Here is a 15691-nt window from a genome sequence, read left to right on the forward strand (position 1 = left end):
GAGTCTTTGGGGGAGCTTTGTGACATAGTAAATAAGGAAAAATTTTTATACCCCGGGACAGAACTGAAACTGGTATTTAAGGCTGCATAAGCTGCATTTAAATTTGGCTAATGTCAGGAGCTCTGAACTTCTGCAGCTATTGCAACAATTATTGCTTGTTCTGTATTTTGCCCGTGTATTTTGAACTTCTTCCCACCTTGGATATGGAATACACCCATTTCGATGACTCCAGTCAATTTATCCCATTCAGGATTCACCATACAGCTACGAAGCTTGTGAAGCCAAGCCCATGTTGTGTTGTAGCTCCCCATTTCGAGTTTTTTTTGCAAACTAAAGGCGTTTATTTTATACGTTTTATCCGTCATCAACCAAATAGCCATAAACCAGGTTAGCAAAGGTTTACGTGTCTTATGAAATAATGTCCCAGATGTAATTGAAATTTGACGATTACAATTTTTGCAAAGGAAAAGGCCACGAGCTGTGGCAGAAGGGTTATCCGTAGTTTTTTCACAACTCTCACAGTAAAACCCATTTGGCCAACGAAGTTTAAAAAGATAATCCATACAATCTTGGTTACTTTTAAAATATTCATTAAATGCTTTAGTTGATCCCGGAAAGGCAATCTTTGTTTTTAAACCTTGTGAAGTAGCCATCCCACAATAATATTCTATTACTCTACTTAAGTAAAGTGCATATTAAATCTTCAAGAAATATTTATGCAATTAAATTAATAATTATTTATATCTAATAATTTAAGATAGTTACATAATATTATATGCTAAAATATTGTTAATTTAAAAAAAACATCATTCATAAGTGAATTCCAAACCCCTTCTTTCTATTAAATAATTACAAACGTAATGATTTTTTGAATAGGAGGAAATGTAATGGGAAAGAAAAAAGTAATAGCTACAGCAAGGGGGATTGCAACCCAAAAATTTGATGAAATGCTGGCCAAATGGTGAGTTCCAAATTCTCAACTAAATACAAGGGGGAAGCCTAAAAAGATATACCTATAATAATAAGAATTTAATACCACAAGGTGGTAGATGGAGATTGATTCCCATGGCAGATTTTATACCGAGCTGGAACAAGATTTTGAAGGGCAGGGAATTTGTCTCCCATGTAGACAATGTGGTTTGCAATATCAGGTTGTCTACAATGGGAATCAAATCAAAAGGACGACCAGCTCTAACTGTTTATAAGAACCTGTTTGATGCTTCAGGCGTTCTCAGAAGTTTTCACATAACTGGAAGAGACAAATATGGGGCTACTTACCAACTTAGGGATGAAGAAACAGGCGTTGTGATCAAGTTTAGGGGCTCATATCTAACCATTGCCATGCCAAGGCATTGGACCACCTATGACCAAACCAGGGTCACCTATAACCAGATTTTGACAACCATGGTTTCCAACCTGCTATCCCTGAACTTCATAAAGTTCGGCACCGGGAAATCAAACTACCAGACCGCCCGCCACCTGCTATTAACCAGGGGAACCATTTATATTGAGCACGCCATTGACTTGATAGAGGTGAAAGCCTGCCCCCTTGTCGAATCAGATAAAAAAAACAAATGGTATCAGCGCAAAGGACTTTCACGCCTGGAGGTGGTTTTAGCCTTCAAATACTGTGACATCAAGCACGCCCTGAAACAAAGGAATTCCCTACCCCTGATAAATGAAATGGGAATAAATGACGTTGTTAAAAGGCACACCAAGAATATCATGAACAAGATGCCGCCATGGAAGATAAAGGAGGTTTTCGGAGTGAAACCGGGCAAAGACCGAGCCTATACTGTACAGCGGTTAAAACCGGTGCTGCGTGAGATCATCACCAACCACGACATCTCGGCCTTTCCAGCGGCAACTCAAATCAAGTTACATGGCTACACCCATCAGAACTATATATAACCCCGTATGTATAATGCCCATCCAAATTATGCTGTCTACATCCATTCCGATTGGCAGGATATAAAACTGACAACTCAACCTTAATACCAATGAAGGATATTACAAATCATTCTGAGAAAGGGGATGGTTTTGATAATTTGGGTGTAAAAAAGGCTGTTTAACCCAATGAATGACGTCATAACCCATATTATGTAAATCTTTTATTTTGACATGGTAAAAGGCTCTTGCCGATAAATCTCTCCGGCGGTCTTCCCGGAGGTATCAATCAGCGGGACAAGGTCGCATGGAGGAATTGGGATGGCATATAAAGAGTAAGGATTCAAAAGTGGAGCTGGCGGAACTTATGGATGCCTACGCTTTGTGCCATACCAGCTCTGGAGTAAACCCCGCCTCAATATCAAGCCTTACGGCGTTTGAGCCCTTAAAATTTAAAAAGAATGGTGGGTGATGCGATGGGGGTTCTGGAAGGGATAATGGCCCGGTTTTCTGTTAATCAGAAAGTCCCCTCTCATATGCCCTCTTTTTAGGTACCAAGGGGCGATGACGTTATCAGGCAGAATCTCATGCAAAGCCCTCACGTTCGATTTAAAGGCCATTTGTCGTCTTCTGGGGCAATGACATATCCAGCAGTCCAAAAACAATTCTTTGCCACCGCAATGCTAACCAAATGATAAGTAATGGATATCTGGAGTAATGAAATTTGAATTTTAGAGATGTGTGTCGCTTTTCTTTTTTGGTTCAAGATGGAATTATTAAAATGTATTTCCATAATAATTTTGGGGACTTTGTGATTTAAAAAGGAAATATAAATACATCTCACACAAGAGCTTTTTAGGTGCATTTAAAGGCCTTTGTCATTTCTCTATACACTGCCATATCTGCCAGTCCAAAAAGGCTTATTTGATACTTTTAATTAATCGACATAATAAGTAATGGATCTATGGAAGTAAAAGATTTGTGGGTGTTTTTGATTAAACTTTTTCTCCAATAAAATTTACAGCAAGCTTTTTAAATTTGACTTCAGGCTATCCCATATAATTTAATTTTAAATCTGAGGATGAAAGATTTGTCCATACCAGATATGGTATTCTGGAAATAATTAAAAAGCCCGGACTGGTGGATCAAGCGCTCGGTAAGTTGGGGAGTTTGACTCGTCTCTATAGATACCATCTATAGTCGCGAGTAATTCGGTTGAAACTTATGAATTCTTTTTGCATTATTAGAATGTTTATTATATTGTGAATTTGGTCCAATATGCTTAAAGACATTAGTTGAATTTTTGAGGGTTCAAGAAACAATGACTATTGCAAGTATGGCAAATTCTAAATTGAAGAGTCATTGTTTATGATATGTCTAATGAGGTAAACATGTTTAATTATCCTTATATAATCGAATTACTGTCACCTAAAAGGTCCATTGAGGGTCAAGCGGTTGATCATCATCTGGATAGATTCGCAGATCGATATCAGAGAATCATTGATGTTGGGCTCGGTCTATCGATACCGGATAATCCCATGGGCCAGCCACGAATGGGCGCACTGGAAAGTATTGGGCTAAAAAGGCTTCAAATAGATCCCAATAGAATTTTTATGAATTTGAACACGTTTCATACAAAAAATGAACTTGACGAGATGTTGAAAAAAGCGGCGTCTGCGAAATTAAGATATATTCTGGTCGTCAGAGGCGATGGAGGACCTTTACTTTCTAAACTCGAACCCAAAAGCATCGGTGGTGCACGAAGCATTTCGACATCTATTGATTTAATTCGATATATCAATGTGGAATTTCCTGGTAAGTTCATAACTGGGGCCGCGTATAATCCCTACAAACCTCTGTCATTCGAGCTAAAACACATGACGCAAAAGATAAAAGCTGGTGCAAAGTTTGCGGTTACCCAACCAATCATCGGTCAAGACCAGAGTGTTGACGAACTGAAATTGTTGAACATTCCGATCATCGTAGAAGCATGGATGTCGAAAAACGTAGATCTACTTTATAAGAGTGTTGGAAAAAAGAAAGATGAAACGGCCGAGAATTATGATCCCATTGACAATCTGAAGGCTCTACATGCGATTTATCCGGAATGCTGTATCTATCTTTCAATGCTAAGCTTTATGCAAGATTGGCATCAAATCTTGCCAAAATCTATTGAATAGCATCCGTAGCTGATTGAGGACCCAGCTCATACAGCTTGTTCTGTCAGCAAACAGACTCATTTGATGATGCGTTGTTCATATTTCCATGATTCTGCGGCATATTTCAGCTCATAGAATAGGGGTTGGTTAGAGACATAATTAATAAGTTTTTGATGTAGTAAGAATCGTTCCGTCAAGGTCCGGAGAAATATCTTGTCGTCCACAACTAATTGATCTATAAATAACCCAAGAAAATGTTTATATGAACTGAATTCCTTTGATATCCGTGCCCCATCGTGAACAAAAAAAAGTTGGCTGTAATACGGCACGCCGGTCCTACGAGAATCTTATCGAGGAGGCATAGAGCATGAATTTACGCAATACCCGAACAATAATTTTGAATGAAGGAAATGCTGAAGAGAAAAGAGCGGCGGTTCGTGATTATTTTCACAAGACATACAGCATCGATGAACAACTCTATGAAACCCTTCTGCACGAGGAAAGTTTTTATATCCGAGCGGAGCCGTTGAGGCATCCTCTGATTTTTTATCTGGGCCACACGGCTTGTTTTTATATCAACAAGCTGATCACTGCAAAAATTATTGAACACCGAATCAACCCCGCATATGAAGCTATGTTTGCTGTTGGCGTGGATGAAATGTCATGGGATGATCTGGATGAATCTCACTATAATTGGCCTGCTGTGTCTGAAGTCAAAGCATATCGGGATAAAGTCCGTAAATTTTTGGATACCTTGATCACTACTATGCCCCTGACGATGCCCATTACCTGGGACCAGCCTTTCTGGGCAATCATAATGGGTATCGAACACCAAAGGATTCACCTTGAGACCTCTTCGGTCATTATCCGACGACTGCCCATTGATCATGTCCGGATGCTCCCCTTGTGGGAGATCTGTGCCGAAACCGGCGATGCCCCGGAAAATGAATTGCTGCCCGCGGCAGGTGGCCGGGTAACCTTAGGAAAACCCCTGGACAGCCCTCTCTACGGCTGGGATAATGAATTTGGCCACCATCAGTTTGATGTTTGGGATTTTTCGGCTTCCAAATACCTTGTTTCCAATCAGGAATTCTTGGGTTTTGTAACGGATAAGGGGTATTCCCGTCATGGGTTGTGGACAGAGGAAGGGCTGCGCTGGGTGGGTTTTACCCGAGCCGAACACCCGTTTTTCTGGATAAAAAAAAAGAACCGGTATCGGCTTCGGACCATGACTCAAATTATTGACATGCCCTGGGACTGGCCCGTTGAAGTCAACTATCTTGAGGCCAAGGCGTTTTGTAATTGGCTCGGAGAAAAACATAACCGGGCGATCCGGCTTCCCACAGAAGATGAGTGGTATCGTCTGAGGGACCTTCACGACATCCCGGATCAGCCTTTCTGGGAGCAGGCGCCGGGAAATATCAACCTGGAACATTGGGCCTCACCCTGCCCGGTGACCCGGTTTGGTTTTGGAGACTTCTATGACATTATCGGAAATGTCTGGCAATGGACAGAAACACCCATTAGCGGATTCCAGGGATTTAAGGTCCACCCGTATTACGACGATTTTTCCACCCCGACGTTTGACACCCGGCACAACCTGATAAAAGGTGGTTCCTGGATTTCAACGGGGAATGAAGCCACCCGTGATTCCCGATATGCATTTCGGCGCCATTTTTTTCAACACGCAGGATTTAGATACATCCACTCAGAGCAACCTCTGGAGGAGCCACAAGCCATGTATGAAACCGACAGCGCCGTATCACAATATTGTGAGGCGCACTATGGACCTGACTATTATAAAGTTGACAATTTCCCTGCGACCTGCGCTAAACTGGCACTCGGGTATCTGTCAGATCGTCCGAAAAAGAAAGCGCTTGATCTGGGGTGTGCTGTAGGACGCTCGACATTTGAACTTGCCCGGTCGTTCGATGCGGTGACCGGTCTTGATTTCTCTGCCCGTTTTATCCGTATGGCCATTCAAATGCAGGAGAAAGGCACGATTCATTATGAATTGGCAGAAGAGGGGGATATTGTATCATTCCATGAGAAAAGACTGGAAGAATTTGGGTTGGAGCAGTTCAAGAACAAAGTGGAATTTTTTCAAGCGGATGCTTCTAATCTTAAGTCTCGGTTTACGGGTTATGATCTTATTCTGGCGGCCAATCTTATCGACAGACTCTACGACCCGGTGAAATTTCTTACCACTATTCACATGCGACTTCGTATGAACGGATTGCTGGTGCTAACCTCTCCTTATACCTGGTTGGAAGAGTTCACAAAAAAAGAGAACTGGGTGGGCGGGATTCGAAAGGCCGGCGAGCCATATACCACACTGGATGGGTTAAAAGAACTTCTCAGCGCTCATTTCAAGATGCTCGATGAGCCCCGTGATATTGAATTTGTAATTCATGAGACCCGGAGAAAATTTCAGCATACAACAGCCCAGATGACGATGTGGGAAAGAGTAAATCCAATCGAAGACTAAAAAGATGAAAATTTTTTTTCTGAGTATCGTATCATTGGTGTTGGGCGGATGCATGGGGATTCTGGAGTCTGTGTTGCCGGTCAAAGAATTCGAACTCGATAAATATCTCGGTAAATGGTATGAAGTTGCTAGTTTGGATCATTCTTATGAGAGAGGGCTGGAACAGTTAACCGCCTGAGTATTCATTGCGAAAAACCGGGGGTATCCAAGTCAAAAACATCGGTTTTTCGGTGAAGACAAGCGAATGGCGAACAAGCTTCGGCAAGGCCTTTTTCATCCGAGAATCAAATGAAGGGTTCTTGAAAGTTTCTTTTTTTGGCCCATTCTATGGTTCCTATATCGTGTTTGCATCTGTGCTGTTTTGTCCACCCCGGTTTTCTGCGTCAATAATCTTGGATTCTCGGTGGGGCCTACCAACCTGACCGCTTCACGGGGGGTTGGCATACCGCATTCAACTTCGGGACAGACAGGTACATACGCTGCAAACAGTCCAAGCGTTTGAGTCAGGAATCTATCATGAATGTGTCCACCGTCATAACGAACTTTATTTCCTAAAAGACAGGAGCTGATGCCTATTTTGATGGGTGTAAGCATTTGGATTCTCCATTAATCAAGATAAAACTGCCCAATATTATCAAGAGCTATGAGTGAATTATATAATTATCGATTAACTATATTAGTTTTTGAAATAATTGACACTCATTTTCTTGATTAAACCGTCTTTTTATCGGTATAAGTCATATACAGACAACATTTTCATTCTTTGATTCTGACAACAGATTATTTCAGGGAGCCCGGATGATTAACGTAAAACCCATTTTAGTGACAGGAGCAACCGGCTATGTTTCTGGCCGTCTTATCCCTTTATTATTGGCAGACGGCTACAAGGTGAAAGCTATGGGGCGTTCCATACCCAAAATGACCGACCGGCCATGGGGGCAAAATAAAAATGTAGAACTGGTTAAAGGAGATATCCAGGATATAGCGTCGCTAAAAAATGCGACTAAAGGATGCGGGACTGTTTATTATCTTGTCCATTCTATGATTTCCCAAAAAGGCAAATACCGAGATGCAGACAAAACTGGTGCAAAGAACATGGTTCAAGCAGCCGCAGAGGAAGGATTAGAGCATATTATATATTTAGGTGGCCTTGGAGACATAAGCCATAAAAATATCAGCAAACATCTTATTTCCAGAAATGAAGTTGGTAAGATTCTCATGGAAGGACCTGTTCCAACAACGGTTCTTCGAGCTGCCATGATCCTGGGATCAGGCAGTGCCAGTTTTGAAATATTAAGATATCTTGCCGAGCGGTTGCCTGTAATGGTCACTCCTAAATGGGTAAGTATGCCCACCCAGCCGATATCCATAACTAACGTTTTAGGATATTTAAAAGGCTGTTTAGAACACCCTGAAACAAAAGGAAAAACCTTCGATATTGGCGGACCTGACGTTGTCGCATATAAGGATCTGTTCCGAATCTTTGCCAATGAATCAAAATTACCAGTTCCATTTATGATTCCGGTCCCCGTATTGACGCCCAGATTATCATCTCTTTGGATTCACCTTGTAACCCCGGTTCCAGCGGCCATCGCACAACCCTTAGCGGAAGGTTTAAGCGTTCCCACCACCTGCACAGAAGACAGCATTAAACAGATTATTCATCAGGATCTGATCTCATGTGCCGAGGCAATTCGCAGGGCACTTGAGCCGGTCATCCAGGAACAGGTCGACACCTGCAGGGCTGATGGAGGTAAAATCAAACACCCTGAATGGTCACATTATGGAGACGCTTCCTATACAGGCGGGACCCTCTTTTCCTGTGGATATCAGGCTATTGTAAAAGGAACTCCCGGCGATCTATGGAAACCCATTGAAAAAATCGGCGGAAGGACAGGATATTATGGAGCAGATATATTATGGAAAATTCGTGGTATCATCGATACATTTGTCGGAGGTGTCGGATTATCCGACAGCAGTCACTCGAAAAAAGCGCTAAGGGTTGGTGCCACAGTTGATTTCTGGAGAGTCCTTGAGATGGCACCTGAATCAAAACTGCTTTTACTGTCTGAGATGAAAGCTCCTGGGCAAGCACTTTTGGAACTAAGAATAGAGGACATGGATAATGGACAAAGCCAAATTATTTTGCTGTCACGTTTTCTGCCCAAAGGATTAATAGGTCTTTTATACTGGTATATTTTATTCCCATTTCACCAATATGTATTCATACAAATGTTAAAAGGACTGGTAACCGCTTCCGGTTTAAAATTGTTGACACAACCGGGAAAATATCATCCACACCCTTCAGATATCTGTCGGTGGTCGAACAAATAATTTTAATAGGATACTTTCATGAGCGATAACAAAAAAGAAAAATTGAATAATATCTCTGAGCTATTTGAATCCCAGAGTCTTGCTGTACTCTCAACCCAGAAAAACGATCAGCCATATTCAAGTCTTGTTGCATTTGCTGCAAGTTCCGATCTTGAATCTGTTTATTTTTTAACCCCCAATACAACCCGCAAATATGAGAACCTGATAACCAACCCCAAAGTCACTATACTGGTCAATAACAGCGTGAATCAAGCCGATGACATTTATAACGCAATTTCCGTAACCGGTATCGGAACTGCAGCAGTTGCAGCGGCATCTGACCGAACACAACTTTTAAACGTGTACTTAAAGAAACACCCTCATCTTAAAGGATTTTCGAAAGCGCCTACAACCGCTTTTATCTGCGTATCAATGAAGCGGTATTTTATGGTCAACCAGTTTCAGAATGTCGTTGAAATCCAGGTAAACTCATGAAACCGGTCCTCGAGATAGAAGACTTTATAAATGCCGGTATTGACCAAGTCGGTGGAAAGGCTCTCTGCCTGGCCAAAATCCATGAACAGGGATTCATCGTTCCCAAAACAATTTGTATCCCTTGTCAGATATACGAAACTTATCTCAAACAGACCCGGCTTAAAAACACGATTCTTCTTGAGATCAACCGAAAGCCGTTCAAACATATGCGTTGGGAAGAAATCTGGGACATCTCCCTTCGGATCCGAAATTTATTTTTAACCACACCGATTCCACCGAACATCCAAAAAGACCTTTTTTCTTTAATCGTTGAATCCTTTGGGGATCATCCGGTTGCCGTAAGATCCTCGGCACCTGGTGAAGATAATGCGGCCAGCTCTTTTGCAGGCCTCCATGATTCTTTCCTGAACATTATCGGAGCCGATAATATTGTCAAACATATCCGGTTGGTATGGGCTTCGCTCTATTCAGATGCTGCGCTTTTATATCGAAAAGAGTTAGGGCTTGACATTCATACCAGCCAAATGGCGGTTGTTCTTCAGGAATTGATACCCTCTGACAGGTCCGGTATCTTTTTTGGGTTGAATCCATCCAATTCAAACGAATCGGTTATAGAATCAGTCTATGGCTTAAACCAGGCCCTTGTAGATGGTGACGTTGAGCCGGATCGATGGATTTTAAGCCAATCTTCAGGCAAAATATTAAACCATATCGAACCTGTTCGAAAACAATACGCATACCCCAACGCACAAGGGGTTGGTTTCGCTGATTTGTCCGAAAGAAAGAATCAGACACCCCCTTTGGATGATCAGGAAGTTTTCCAAATATGGGAAACCGGCAGAAAAATGGAAGCATTGTTCGGCAGACCCCAGGATATGGAATGGACGTTTTGCAACGATCAGTTGATTATCCTTCAGTCAAGGCCGATTACCAGTGTTGGCTTTAAAGACTCCGATGATAAAAGAAGCTGGTATTTAACATTGCATAGAAGTTACGAAAATTTAAAAAAATTATACGTTAAAATTGAACACCATTTGATTCCCCAGATGATTGACGAAGCAACGCGTCTGGGACAGATAAATTTTCAAACCATGACCACAAAACTGCTCTGTCAGGAGATAGAACAAAGACAAACGCTATATGATCATTGGGTAAAGGTTTACTGGGCTGAGTTTATACCCTTTGCCCATGGTATTCGATTGTTCGGGCAGGTTTACAACGATGCTGTCACACCGGATGATCCCTATGAGTTCATGGCCCTTCTTGAAAATACCGGCCTTAAAAGTATGGCCAGAAATCATCTGCTTGAAAAACTTGCCCAAATGATCCGGTGTAATATGGGTCTAAAAACGATGCTGGACGATGACATGATCCCAGAAATGGATCACCCCTTCAGGCGCCTGCTGGACAAATTTGTTGAAGAGTTTGGTGACCTTTCCTGCACCACCGGCAGCGGGAACGAATGTCAGCATGGGAACAATGGTATTATCAGACTTTTGATCGAATTTGCAAAGCAGCCGCCCAGACAAAAACACACAGATGGACCTGATGTTAAGCGCCTTCAAGAAAATTATATGGACAGTTTCCCCGCCCCCAAAAAAAAGTTTGCAGCAGATGTACTTCATTTGGGACGTGAGAGTTATCGACTGCGGGACGACGATAATATTCATCTGGGCAGAATAGAAGCCCGATTAATCGAATCGGTGTGGGAAGGGCAGTCCCGGCTGTCAGACCCCCTAATCGACACAGACGAACAAAAAATGCTCGCCCAAATCCCCGCCCTCAGCAGGGTGCCTGATGAACCATCGATATCCATTGAGCTAACCTTATCTGATAAGACGTCCAAGAGATGGTTCAAATCCCGCCAGATCGTCGGTCATCCGGCAGGACCGGGTATCGCAACCGGAAAAGCAAAACGTATTCAAAATCCCCAGGACCTGCTGGATTTTAAACAGGGGGATGTCCTTGTCTGTTCGGGAGTGGATCCGAATATGACATTTGTAATACCGCTGGCATCCGCCGTAGTGGAAGAACGCGGGGGCATGCTCATTCACGGTGCCATTATTGCCAGGGAATATGGATTGCCCTGTATTACAGGCGCTTCCCAGGCCATGCAGCTTATTAAAAATGGCGATCAGATAACGGTTGACGGATATCTTGGCATTATCACATGTAAAACAGATGAACTGTAAGTCTTGTTCTCAAGGGAGACAAAATGATTCGCTGCCTTAAAGTATATGGCGTTGCATTATCTGCATTTCTTGTCGTTGATCTGATATGGATCGGTTTTATTGCCCGAACCTTTTATAAGGATCAACTGGGTTTTATTCTGGCATCCTCCCCCAATTGGATAGCAGCCATCATTTTCTACCTGATGTTCGTTGCCGGTCTATTGTTTTTTGTTGTCTTGCCTGGATTGAAAGACAATTCTTTAAAAATGAGTTTTTTGCGAGCCGCCGTTTTTGGGGCCCTGACCTACGGGACCTATGATTTAACGAACCTTGCACTCATTGAAGGCTGGCCGGTTTTGGTCACTGTTGTGGACATAATCTGGGGAATGGCATTGAGCGTAATTGTAAGCCTGGTAAGCGTGAAGGCCGGCAGGCATTTTGATTCACCGTCAATTTAATTATTACCAAGCCCCGTGCCCCCATGACAAACATGATGGGCCTAAAACTGTCAAGGCGGACACGGGGGTTGATTGGTGTTTCATACAAAATTTAATATCATGCTGTCATTGGCAGTATACTGCGTAAAAGGTAAATTCGCGGTCTTTGCAATATATTCGGGTACGGCTAATCCATTGGCGTACTCAGCATAATTGACAAATGTACGGCCGTCAATACGCACCTTCATTCCAGGCTGTGGATCTTTCAACGCCACCACCCCCTCTCGTTTCAGGTATTTCTTGTGAAGGGTTTTGAAACCCAACTCCAATGCAACCTTGCCAATATCCACGTTAAGATAATTGCGTGCACCGGACATTGCTTTATCGCGGTATGTTATATTTATATGTTCGAGAACTTTCATCAGTTGTTCGTTCATTTTTTCACCTCTCGTTACGGTTAAATCCGAACCATAAAATAATAAAATCACCAGGTTTCAAATAGCCTGGATTTTTTGATTACTATGCACTTGAACCATACTTTTGTGACAGATGTGTCAGGGTCGCATCTTTTTTTTCCCAAAGCCCATTTAACCAAACCTGAAAACGGGATTTAAATTCTGAATCCATAAAATAGTCACCCAGGATCTCTTCGGTAACTGGCAGTTTTTCAACTCTGACAACCACTTCGTTGACTTCTCCGCAAAAAAACTGCCAGATTGCCTTAGCTCCCTGGGGATAATAAATGGTAACATTCAAAATTGCCTGCAGCTGCGTTCCTAAGGCGTCCAGGACAAGCGCTGTCCCACCCGCCTTAGGGCGCAAAATATTTTTATACGGAGACTGCTGATCCTTTTGCTTTTGGGGTGTAAACCTTGTTCCTTCCACAAAATTCATCACAGATACCGGAAGTTCCTTGAACTTTTCACAGGCTTTTCGGGTAATCTCTAAATCTTTTCCCTTGAGATGCCTATTTTTTTCTAAGAATTCTTTTGAATACCGTTTCATAAAAGGGAACTCCAGGGCCCACCAGGAAAAACCCAGTACCGGAATCCAAATCAGTTCCTGCTTGATAAAAAATTTCAAAAAAGGAATCTTGTCAAGAAAGATCTTTTCAAGAACAAGGATATCAACCCATGTCTGATGATTACAAATGACCAAATAAGAATCCGATTTTTTTAAATTTTCAAGCCCCTGGACATCCCACCGGACATTCTGCATCAGATCAATGAGTCGGTTATTCCAGCTATTCCATCTGGCGCAGACATATGTGACGGATTTGTTACAGATTTTACGAAATTTGGCAGCAGGTACTAAAAGCTTGAAAATCCCTGATATAAAAAGTGGGATCATCCAGAACAACGTATTCATTATCAAGAGGATTAGAAATGCAATAGCGCGAAATTGGCGGGTTATTTTTTTCTTCACAGCTCTCTCTTTTCCTCTTTCTGCCTGCCTCTTTTAAATCTGAATCAATAAAGTTTCTCAAAAAAAAATTACTATATTTAAAAAAACAGACCTTTTCAATGTCTATTTTTTTCAATATCAGACCGAATTTGGGCATGATATTTTTCTGTAATAGGATAAAAAGAAATAATCAGAATGGACAGGCCATTGCAGATAGAAGGCACCAACGCATATAGAACCCTCAGAATATCGACTGTTTTAATATCCTGTTCAACGTTCGGCTGATAGCCGGTACTGCCCAGCAGCAAAAGCCCAATTCCAATCCCAAATGCAGCCGCCATTTTCTTTGAAATAGACCATAGGCCAATATACCGTCCCTCTCGTCTTTGACCGCTCATCAGTTCATCATAGTCAATCACATCCGCCTGAATGGATGACGGCAGTGCCAATCCTGCACCAAAACCAATTCCTGAAACAAATACCAGTATGCCGTAAAGTTCAACGTCTCCCGGTCCTAAAAAATATACACCCGTAAAAGCACCGGTGTTGATGATCATCGATATGATCCATGCATTTTTTTTGCCGATCTTCTTTGAAATCCCAACCCAGAAAGGTAAAAATATAATCCCGGTTATGAAATAAATTAGAAGAAATCCTTCGGCATGGTCTGCCTGTAATACATACTCCACGTAATATAAAATAAGGGTTGCCGGCAGGTTACTTCCAAAGGCACTGATGGTATACGCTAGTATAAGAATAACAAACGGCCGATTTTTCATGACATCCGCCAGCCCCTGAAAAAAAAGATCTTTTCGGACGTTCGGATAAATAAGGACTTCTTTTACCTTCCATATACAAATAACGGACGAAAGGAGAATCATCGGTGCATAAACATATGCCATGATAGAGAATCGAAGGTTTTCAGAAGATTTTTGGTTCAGCATTTCAAGCGCCTGGTCAATCAATACAGGAAAAGACGCCGCCAGAAGTGTTCCACCGATAAGGAATCCATCCCTGAGACCGAACAGCGCTGTACGCTCGTGGTAATGGGTCGTCAGTTCAGGACCAAGAGATTCATATGGGATGGTAATCAATGTCCAAAACAAAAAAAGGACAAACAACCAGAACCCAAAATAGAATGTCAGATTTGTCCCGGAAGAAACCGGCGGTATAAAGAGAAAAAGTATGGAAATACTTAAACCGGCAGCGCCGAGAGCAATAAATGGCTTTCGCCTTCCAAACCGTGTTGATATCTTGTCGGACGCATAACCGATCACAGGATCTGTCAGTGCATCAAAAATCCTTACTGCCATCAACAGCATTCCCACAGTTGATATACTGATTCCCATGGTATCACTGTAAAATTTGGGCAGATAAACATAGACAGGAATACCGATAACGGCTAATGCCATTGCCGGAAATGCATATGAAAACCGTGTAACCCATGAAAGGGGGATGTAAGGACTTTTTTTAATTTGGTTGGCCATTATATTTTCCCAAGAAGTCTGTCTCGAAAGCCCACATCTATCGGATTTTCACCTATCCAGATCGAGAACAGCGCTTTGGAAAATTCTATCCCTTCAATGGTGCCGAGAGGGATTGTGTTGTAGGTCAATGTTGTTCCTTTCCCCGGAATATAGGTCAACGCATACCGATCTCCAGAATTAACATCTCTGTATAACCGGTTTAATTGATTTATCTTTGGATAAAGTCGATTGTAAACCTCATTGCTCACAGATTCTTTTATCTTTATTGTTGTTGCATCAGCAAATTTACTTGCAGAAATGCCTACCCGGTAGTCCAGAACCAGATGTCTGGGTATATTTTTAAGCGCTTGATCTGATCTGATATCTTCCGGCAGATAAAGCGCACCGGCATATGCCTCTATAAATACAAGATATCTCAATAATGCTGTACCTTTGAGTTGAAGCTGATAATCCGAAACCGTCAGTATTTTGTAAAAGGATGTTCCATCAACGTTTATCGTCTGAGCATACACCACACTTTTTGAAGACAGCAGTATAAACATAAGGGACAGGTTTATAAACCGCAAAGCAAATTTTTTTATGTCGTCTGATATTTTCATTATTTTTCGACCTTTTGAATAAAAAAAGGCAGAGCCTCAAAGAGGCTCTGCTGTTTCATATTTCTGTCTCAAAGTTTGTATCATCCGGCAACATCGATTCCAGGATCGCAACCAAGGTTTTTATCGGGTGTTTCACACTCAAAGTTTTTACTACGGGTATCTTCGTGACCTTCTTCTGACTCTTCTTTGCTTTCTGTATAATCTTGAGTTTTATTTGTCGTCATTTTACCACCTCATTGCTTCGGGTTAAT

General features: G+C 42.0%; 15 protein-coding genes. 8 read left to right on the plus strand and 7 right to left on the minus strand.

Features of this window, described 5'->3' with window-relative positions; translation table 11 throughout:
• Positions 1-113 precede the first annotated feature (113 nt).
• The gene (locus Q1Q15_RS20095) at positions 114-653 is read right to left on the minus strand and encodes an IS1595 family transposase (protein WP_300464027.1); all 540 of its coding nucleotides are present in this window, start codon (positions 651-653) and stop codon (positions 114-116) included.
• A 412-nt stretch (positions 654-1065) separates the two neighbouring features.
• Here Q1Q15_RS20095 and Q1Q15_RS20100 point away from each other — a divergent pair, with 412 nt between their 5' ends.
• From Q1Q15_RS20100 to Q1Q15_RS20115, 4 genes are all read left to right on the plus strand, one after another.
• A complete protein-coding gene (locus Q1Q15_RS20100; RefSeq protein ID WP_300464029.1) occupies positions 1066-1911 on the plus strand; it encodes a hypothetical protein in 846 nt (281 codons plus the stop codon).
• A gap of 1514 nt (positions 1912-3425) precedes the next feature.
• Entirely contained in the window at positions 3426-4067 is a 642-nt protein-coding gene (locus tag Q1Q15_RS20105; RefSeq protein WP_300464031.1) for a methylenetetrahydrofolate reductase, read from the plus strand.
• Positions 4068-4413: 346 nt separating this feature from the next.
• Entirely contained in the window at positions 4414-6534 is a 2121-nt protein-coding gene (ovoA, locus tag Q1Q15_RS20110) for a 5-histidylcysteine sulfoxide synthase (RefSeq protein ID WP_300464033.1), read from the plus strand.
• Between the two features lie 52 nt (positions 6535-6586).
• Entirely contained in the window at positions 6587-6712 is a 126-nt protein-coding gene (locus tag Q1Q15_RS20115; RefSeq protein WP_300464139.1) for a lipocalin family protein, read from the plus strand.
• Positions 6713-6807: 95 nt separating this feature from the next.
• Here the strand turns inward: Q1Q15_RS20115 and Q1Q15_RS25555 are convergent, their stop codons facing one another.
• Complete coding sequence (locus tag Q1Q15_RS25555; protein WP_363321021.1) at positions 6808-7128, minus strand: DUF523 domain-containing protein; 321 nt, start codon at positions 7126-7128, stop codon at positions 6808-6810.
• A gap of 204 nt (positions 7129-7332) precedes the next feature.
• On the opposite strand from Q1Q15_RS25555, the gene Q1Q15_RS20130 reads away from it, so the two are divergent.
• From Q1Q15_RS20130 to Q1Q15_RS20145, 4 genes are read left to right on the plus strand one after another with little or no spacing between them, the layout of a single operon-like run.
• The gene (locus Q1Q15_RS20130) at positions 7333-8868 is read left to right on the plus strand and encodes an SDR family oxidoreductase (protein WP_300464035.1); all 1536 of its coding nucleotides are present in this window, start codon (positions 7333-7335) and stop codon (positions 8866-8868) included.
• An 18-nt stretch (positions 8869-8886) separates the two neighbouring features.
• Entirely contained in the window at positions 8887-9342 is a 456-nt protein-coding gene (locus tag Q1Q15_RS20135) for a pyridoxamine 5'-phosphate oxidase family protein (RefSeq protein WP_300464037.1), read from the plus strand.
• A complete protein-coding gene (locus Q1Q15_RS20140) occupies positions 9339-11534 on the plus strand; it encodes a PEP/pyruvate-binding domain-containing protein (protein ID WP_300464038.1) in 2196 nt (731 codons plus the stop codon). The genes Q1Q15_RS20135 and Q1Q15_RS20140 overlap by 4 nt, the downstream gene beginning before the upstream one ends.
• 23 nt (positions 11535-11557) lie before the next feature.
• A complete protein-coding gene (locus Q1Q15_RS20145) occupies positions 11558-11971 on the plus strand; it encodes a DUF2177 family protein (protein WP_300464040.1) in 414 nt (137 codons plus the stop codon).
• 80 nt (positions 11972-12051) lie between these two features.
• Here Q1Q15_RS20145 and Q1Q15_RS20150 read toward each other — a convergent pair whose 3' ends face one another.
• From Q1Q15_RS20150 to Q1Q15_RS20170, 5 genes are all read right to left on the minus strand, one after another.
• Entirely contained in the window at positions 12052-12387 is a 336-nt protein-coding gene (locus Q1Q15_RS20150) for a hypothetical protein (protein ID WP_300464041.1), read from the minus strand.
• A gap of 82 nt (positions 12388-12469) precedes the next feature.
• Positions 12470-13375, minus strand: coding sequence for an acyltransferase (locus Q1Q15_RS20155; protein ID WP_300464043.1), 906 nt, complete (start codon positions 13373-13375; stop codon positions 12470-12472).
• A gap of 95 nt (positions 13376-13470) precedes the next feature.
• A complete protein-coding gene (locus Q1Q15_RS20160) occupies positions 13471-14841 on the minus strand; it encodes a glycoside-pentoside-hexuronide (GPH):cation symporter (RefSeq protein ID WP_300464045.1) in 1371 nt (456 codons plus the stop codon).
• On the minus strand, positions 14841-15440 hold the full coding sequence (locus Q1Q15_RS20165) for a chalcone isomerase family protein (protein WP_300464047.1): 600 nt from the start codon (positions 15438-15440) through the stop codon (positions 14841-14843). The genes Q1Q15_RS20160 and Q1Q15_RS20165 overlap by 1 nt, the downstream gene beginning before the upstream one ends.
• Positions 15441-15520: 80 nt before the next feature.
• Positions 15521-15664 (minus strand): hypothetical protein, encoded by a 144-nt coding sequence (locus Q1Q15_RS20170; RefSeq protein WP_300464049.1) that lies wholly within the window; start codon positions 15662-15664, stop codon positions 15521-15523.
• Positions 15665-15691: the final 27 nt, after the last annotated feature.

Origin of the sequence: Desulfobacula sp. (assembly GCF_030145145.1) — a bacterium.
In the GTDB taxonomy this organism is placed as follows: domain Bacteria; phylum Desulfobacterota; class Desulfobacteria; order Desulfobacterales; family Desulfobacteraceae; genus Desulfobacula.

What these genes read in the sequence shown, in the direction of transcription:
- Q1Q15_RS20160 (WP_300464045.1), bottom strand. Translation starts at nt 14,841, where the DNA reads ATGGCCAACCAAATTAAAAAAAGTCCTTACATCCCCCTTTCATGGGTT.
- Q1Q15_RS20100 (WP_300464029.1), top strand. Translation starts at nt 1,066, where the DNA reads ATGGCAGATTTTATACCGAGCTGGAACAAGATTTTGAAGGGCAGGGAA.
- Q1Q15_RS20130 (WP_300464035.1), top strand. Translation starts at nt 7,333, where the DNA reads ATGATTAACGTAAAACCCATTTTAGTGACAGGAGCAACCGGCTATGTT.
- Q1Q15_RS20105 (WP_300464031.1), top strand. Translation starts at nt 3,426, where the DNA reads ATGGGCCAGCCACGAATGGGCGCACTGGAAAGTATTGGGCTAAAAAGG.
- Q1Q15_RS20145 (WP_300464040.1), top strand. Translation starts at nt 11,558, where the DNA reads ATGATTCGCTGCCTTAAAGTATATGGCGTTGCATTATCTGCATTTCTT.
- Q1Q15_RS20135 (WP_300464037.1), top strand. Translation starts at nt 8,887, where the DNA reads ATGAGCGATAACAAAAAAGAAAAATTGAATAATATCTCTGAGCTATTT.
- Q1Q15_RS20140 (WP_300464038.1), top strand. Translation starts at nt 9,339, where the DNA reads ATGAAACCGGTCCTCGAGATAGAAGACTTTATAAATGCCGGTATTGAC.
- Q1Q15_RS20115 (WP_300464139.1), top strand. Translation starts at nt 6,587, where the DNA reads ATGGGGATTCTGGAGTCTGTGTTGCCGGTCAAAGAATTCGAACTCGAT.
- Q1Q15_RS25555 (WP_363321021.1), bottom strand. Translation starts at nt 7,128, where the DNA reads ATGCTTACACCCATCAAAATAGGCATCAGCTCCTGTCTTTTAGGAAAT.
- ovoA (WP_300464033.1), top strand. Translation starts at nt 4,414, where the DNA reads ATGAATTTACGCAATACCCGAACAATAATTTTGAATGAAGGAAATGCT.
- Q1Q15_RS20165 (WP_300464047.1), bottom strand. Translation starts at nt 15,440, where the DNA reads ATGAAAATATCAGACGACATAAAAAAATTTGCTTTGCGGTTTATAAAC.
- Q1Q15_RS20095 (WP_300464027.1), bottom strand. Translation starts at nt 653, where the DNA reads ATGGCTACTTCACAAGGTTTAAAAACAAAGATTGCCTTTCCGGGATCA.
- Q1Q15_RS20150 (WP_300464041.1), bottom strand. Translation starts at nt 12,387, where the DNA reads ATGAACGAACAACTGATGAAAGTTCTCGAACATATAAATATAACATAC.
- Q1Q15_RS20170 (WP_300464049.1), bottom strand. Translation starts at nt 15,664, where the DNA reads ATGACGACAAATAAAACTCAAGATTATACAGAAAGCAAAGAAGAGTCA.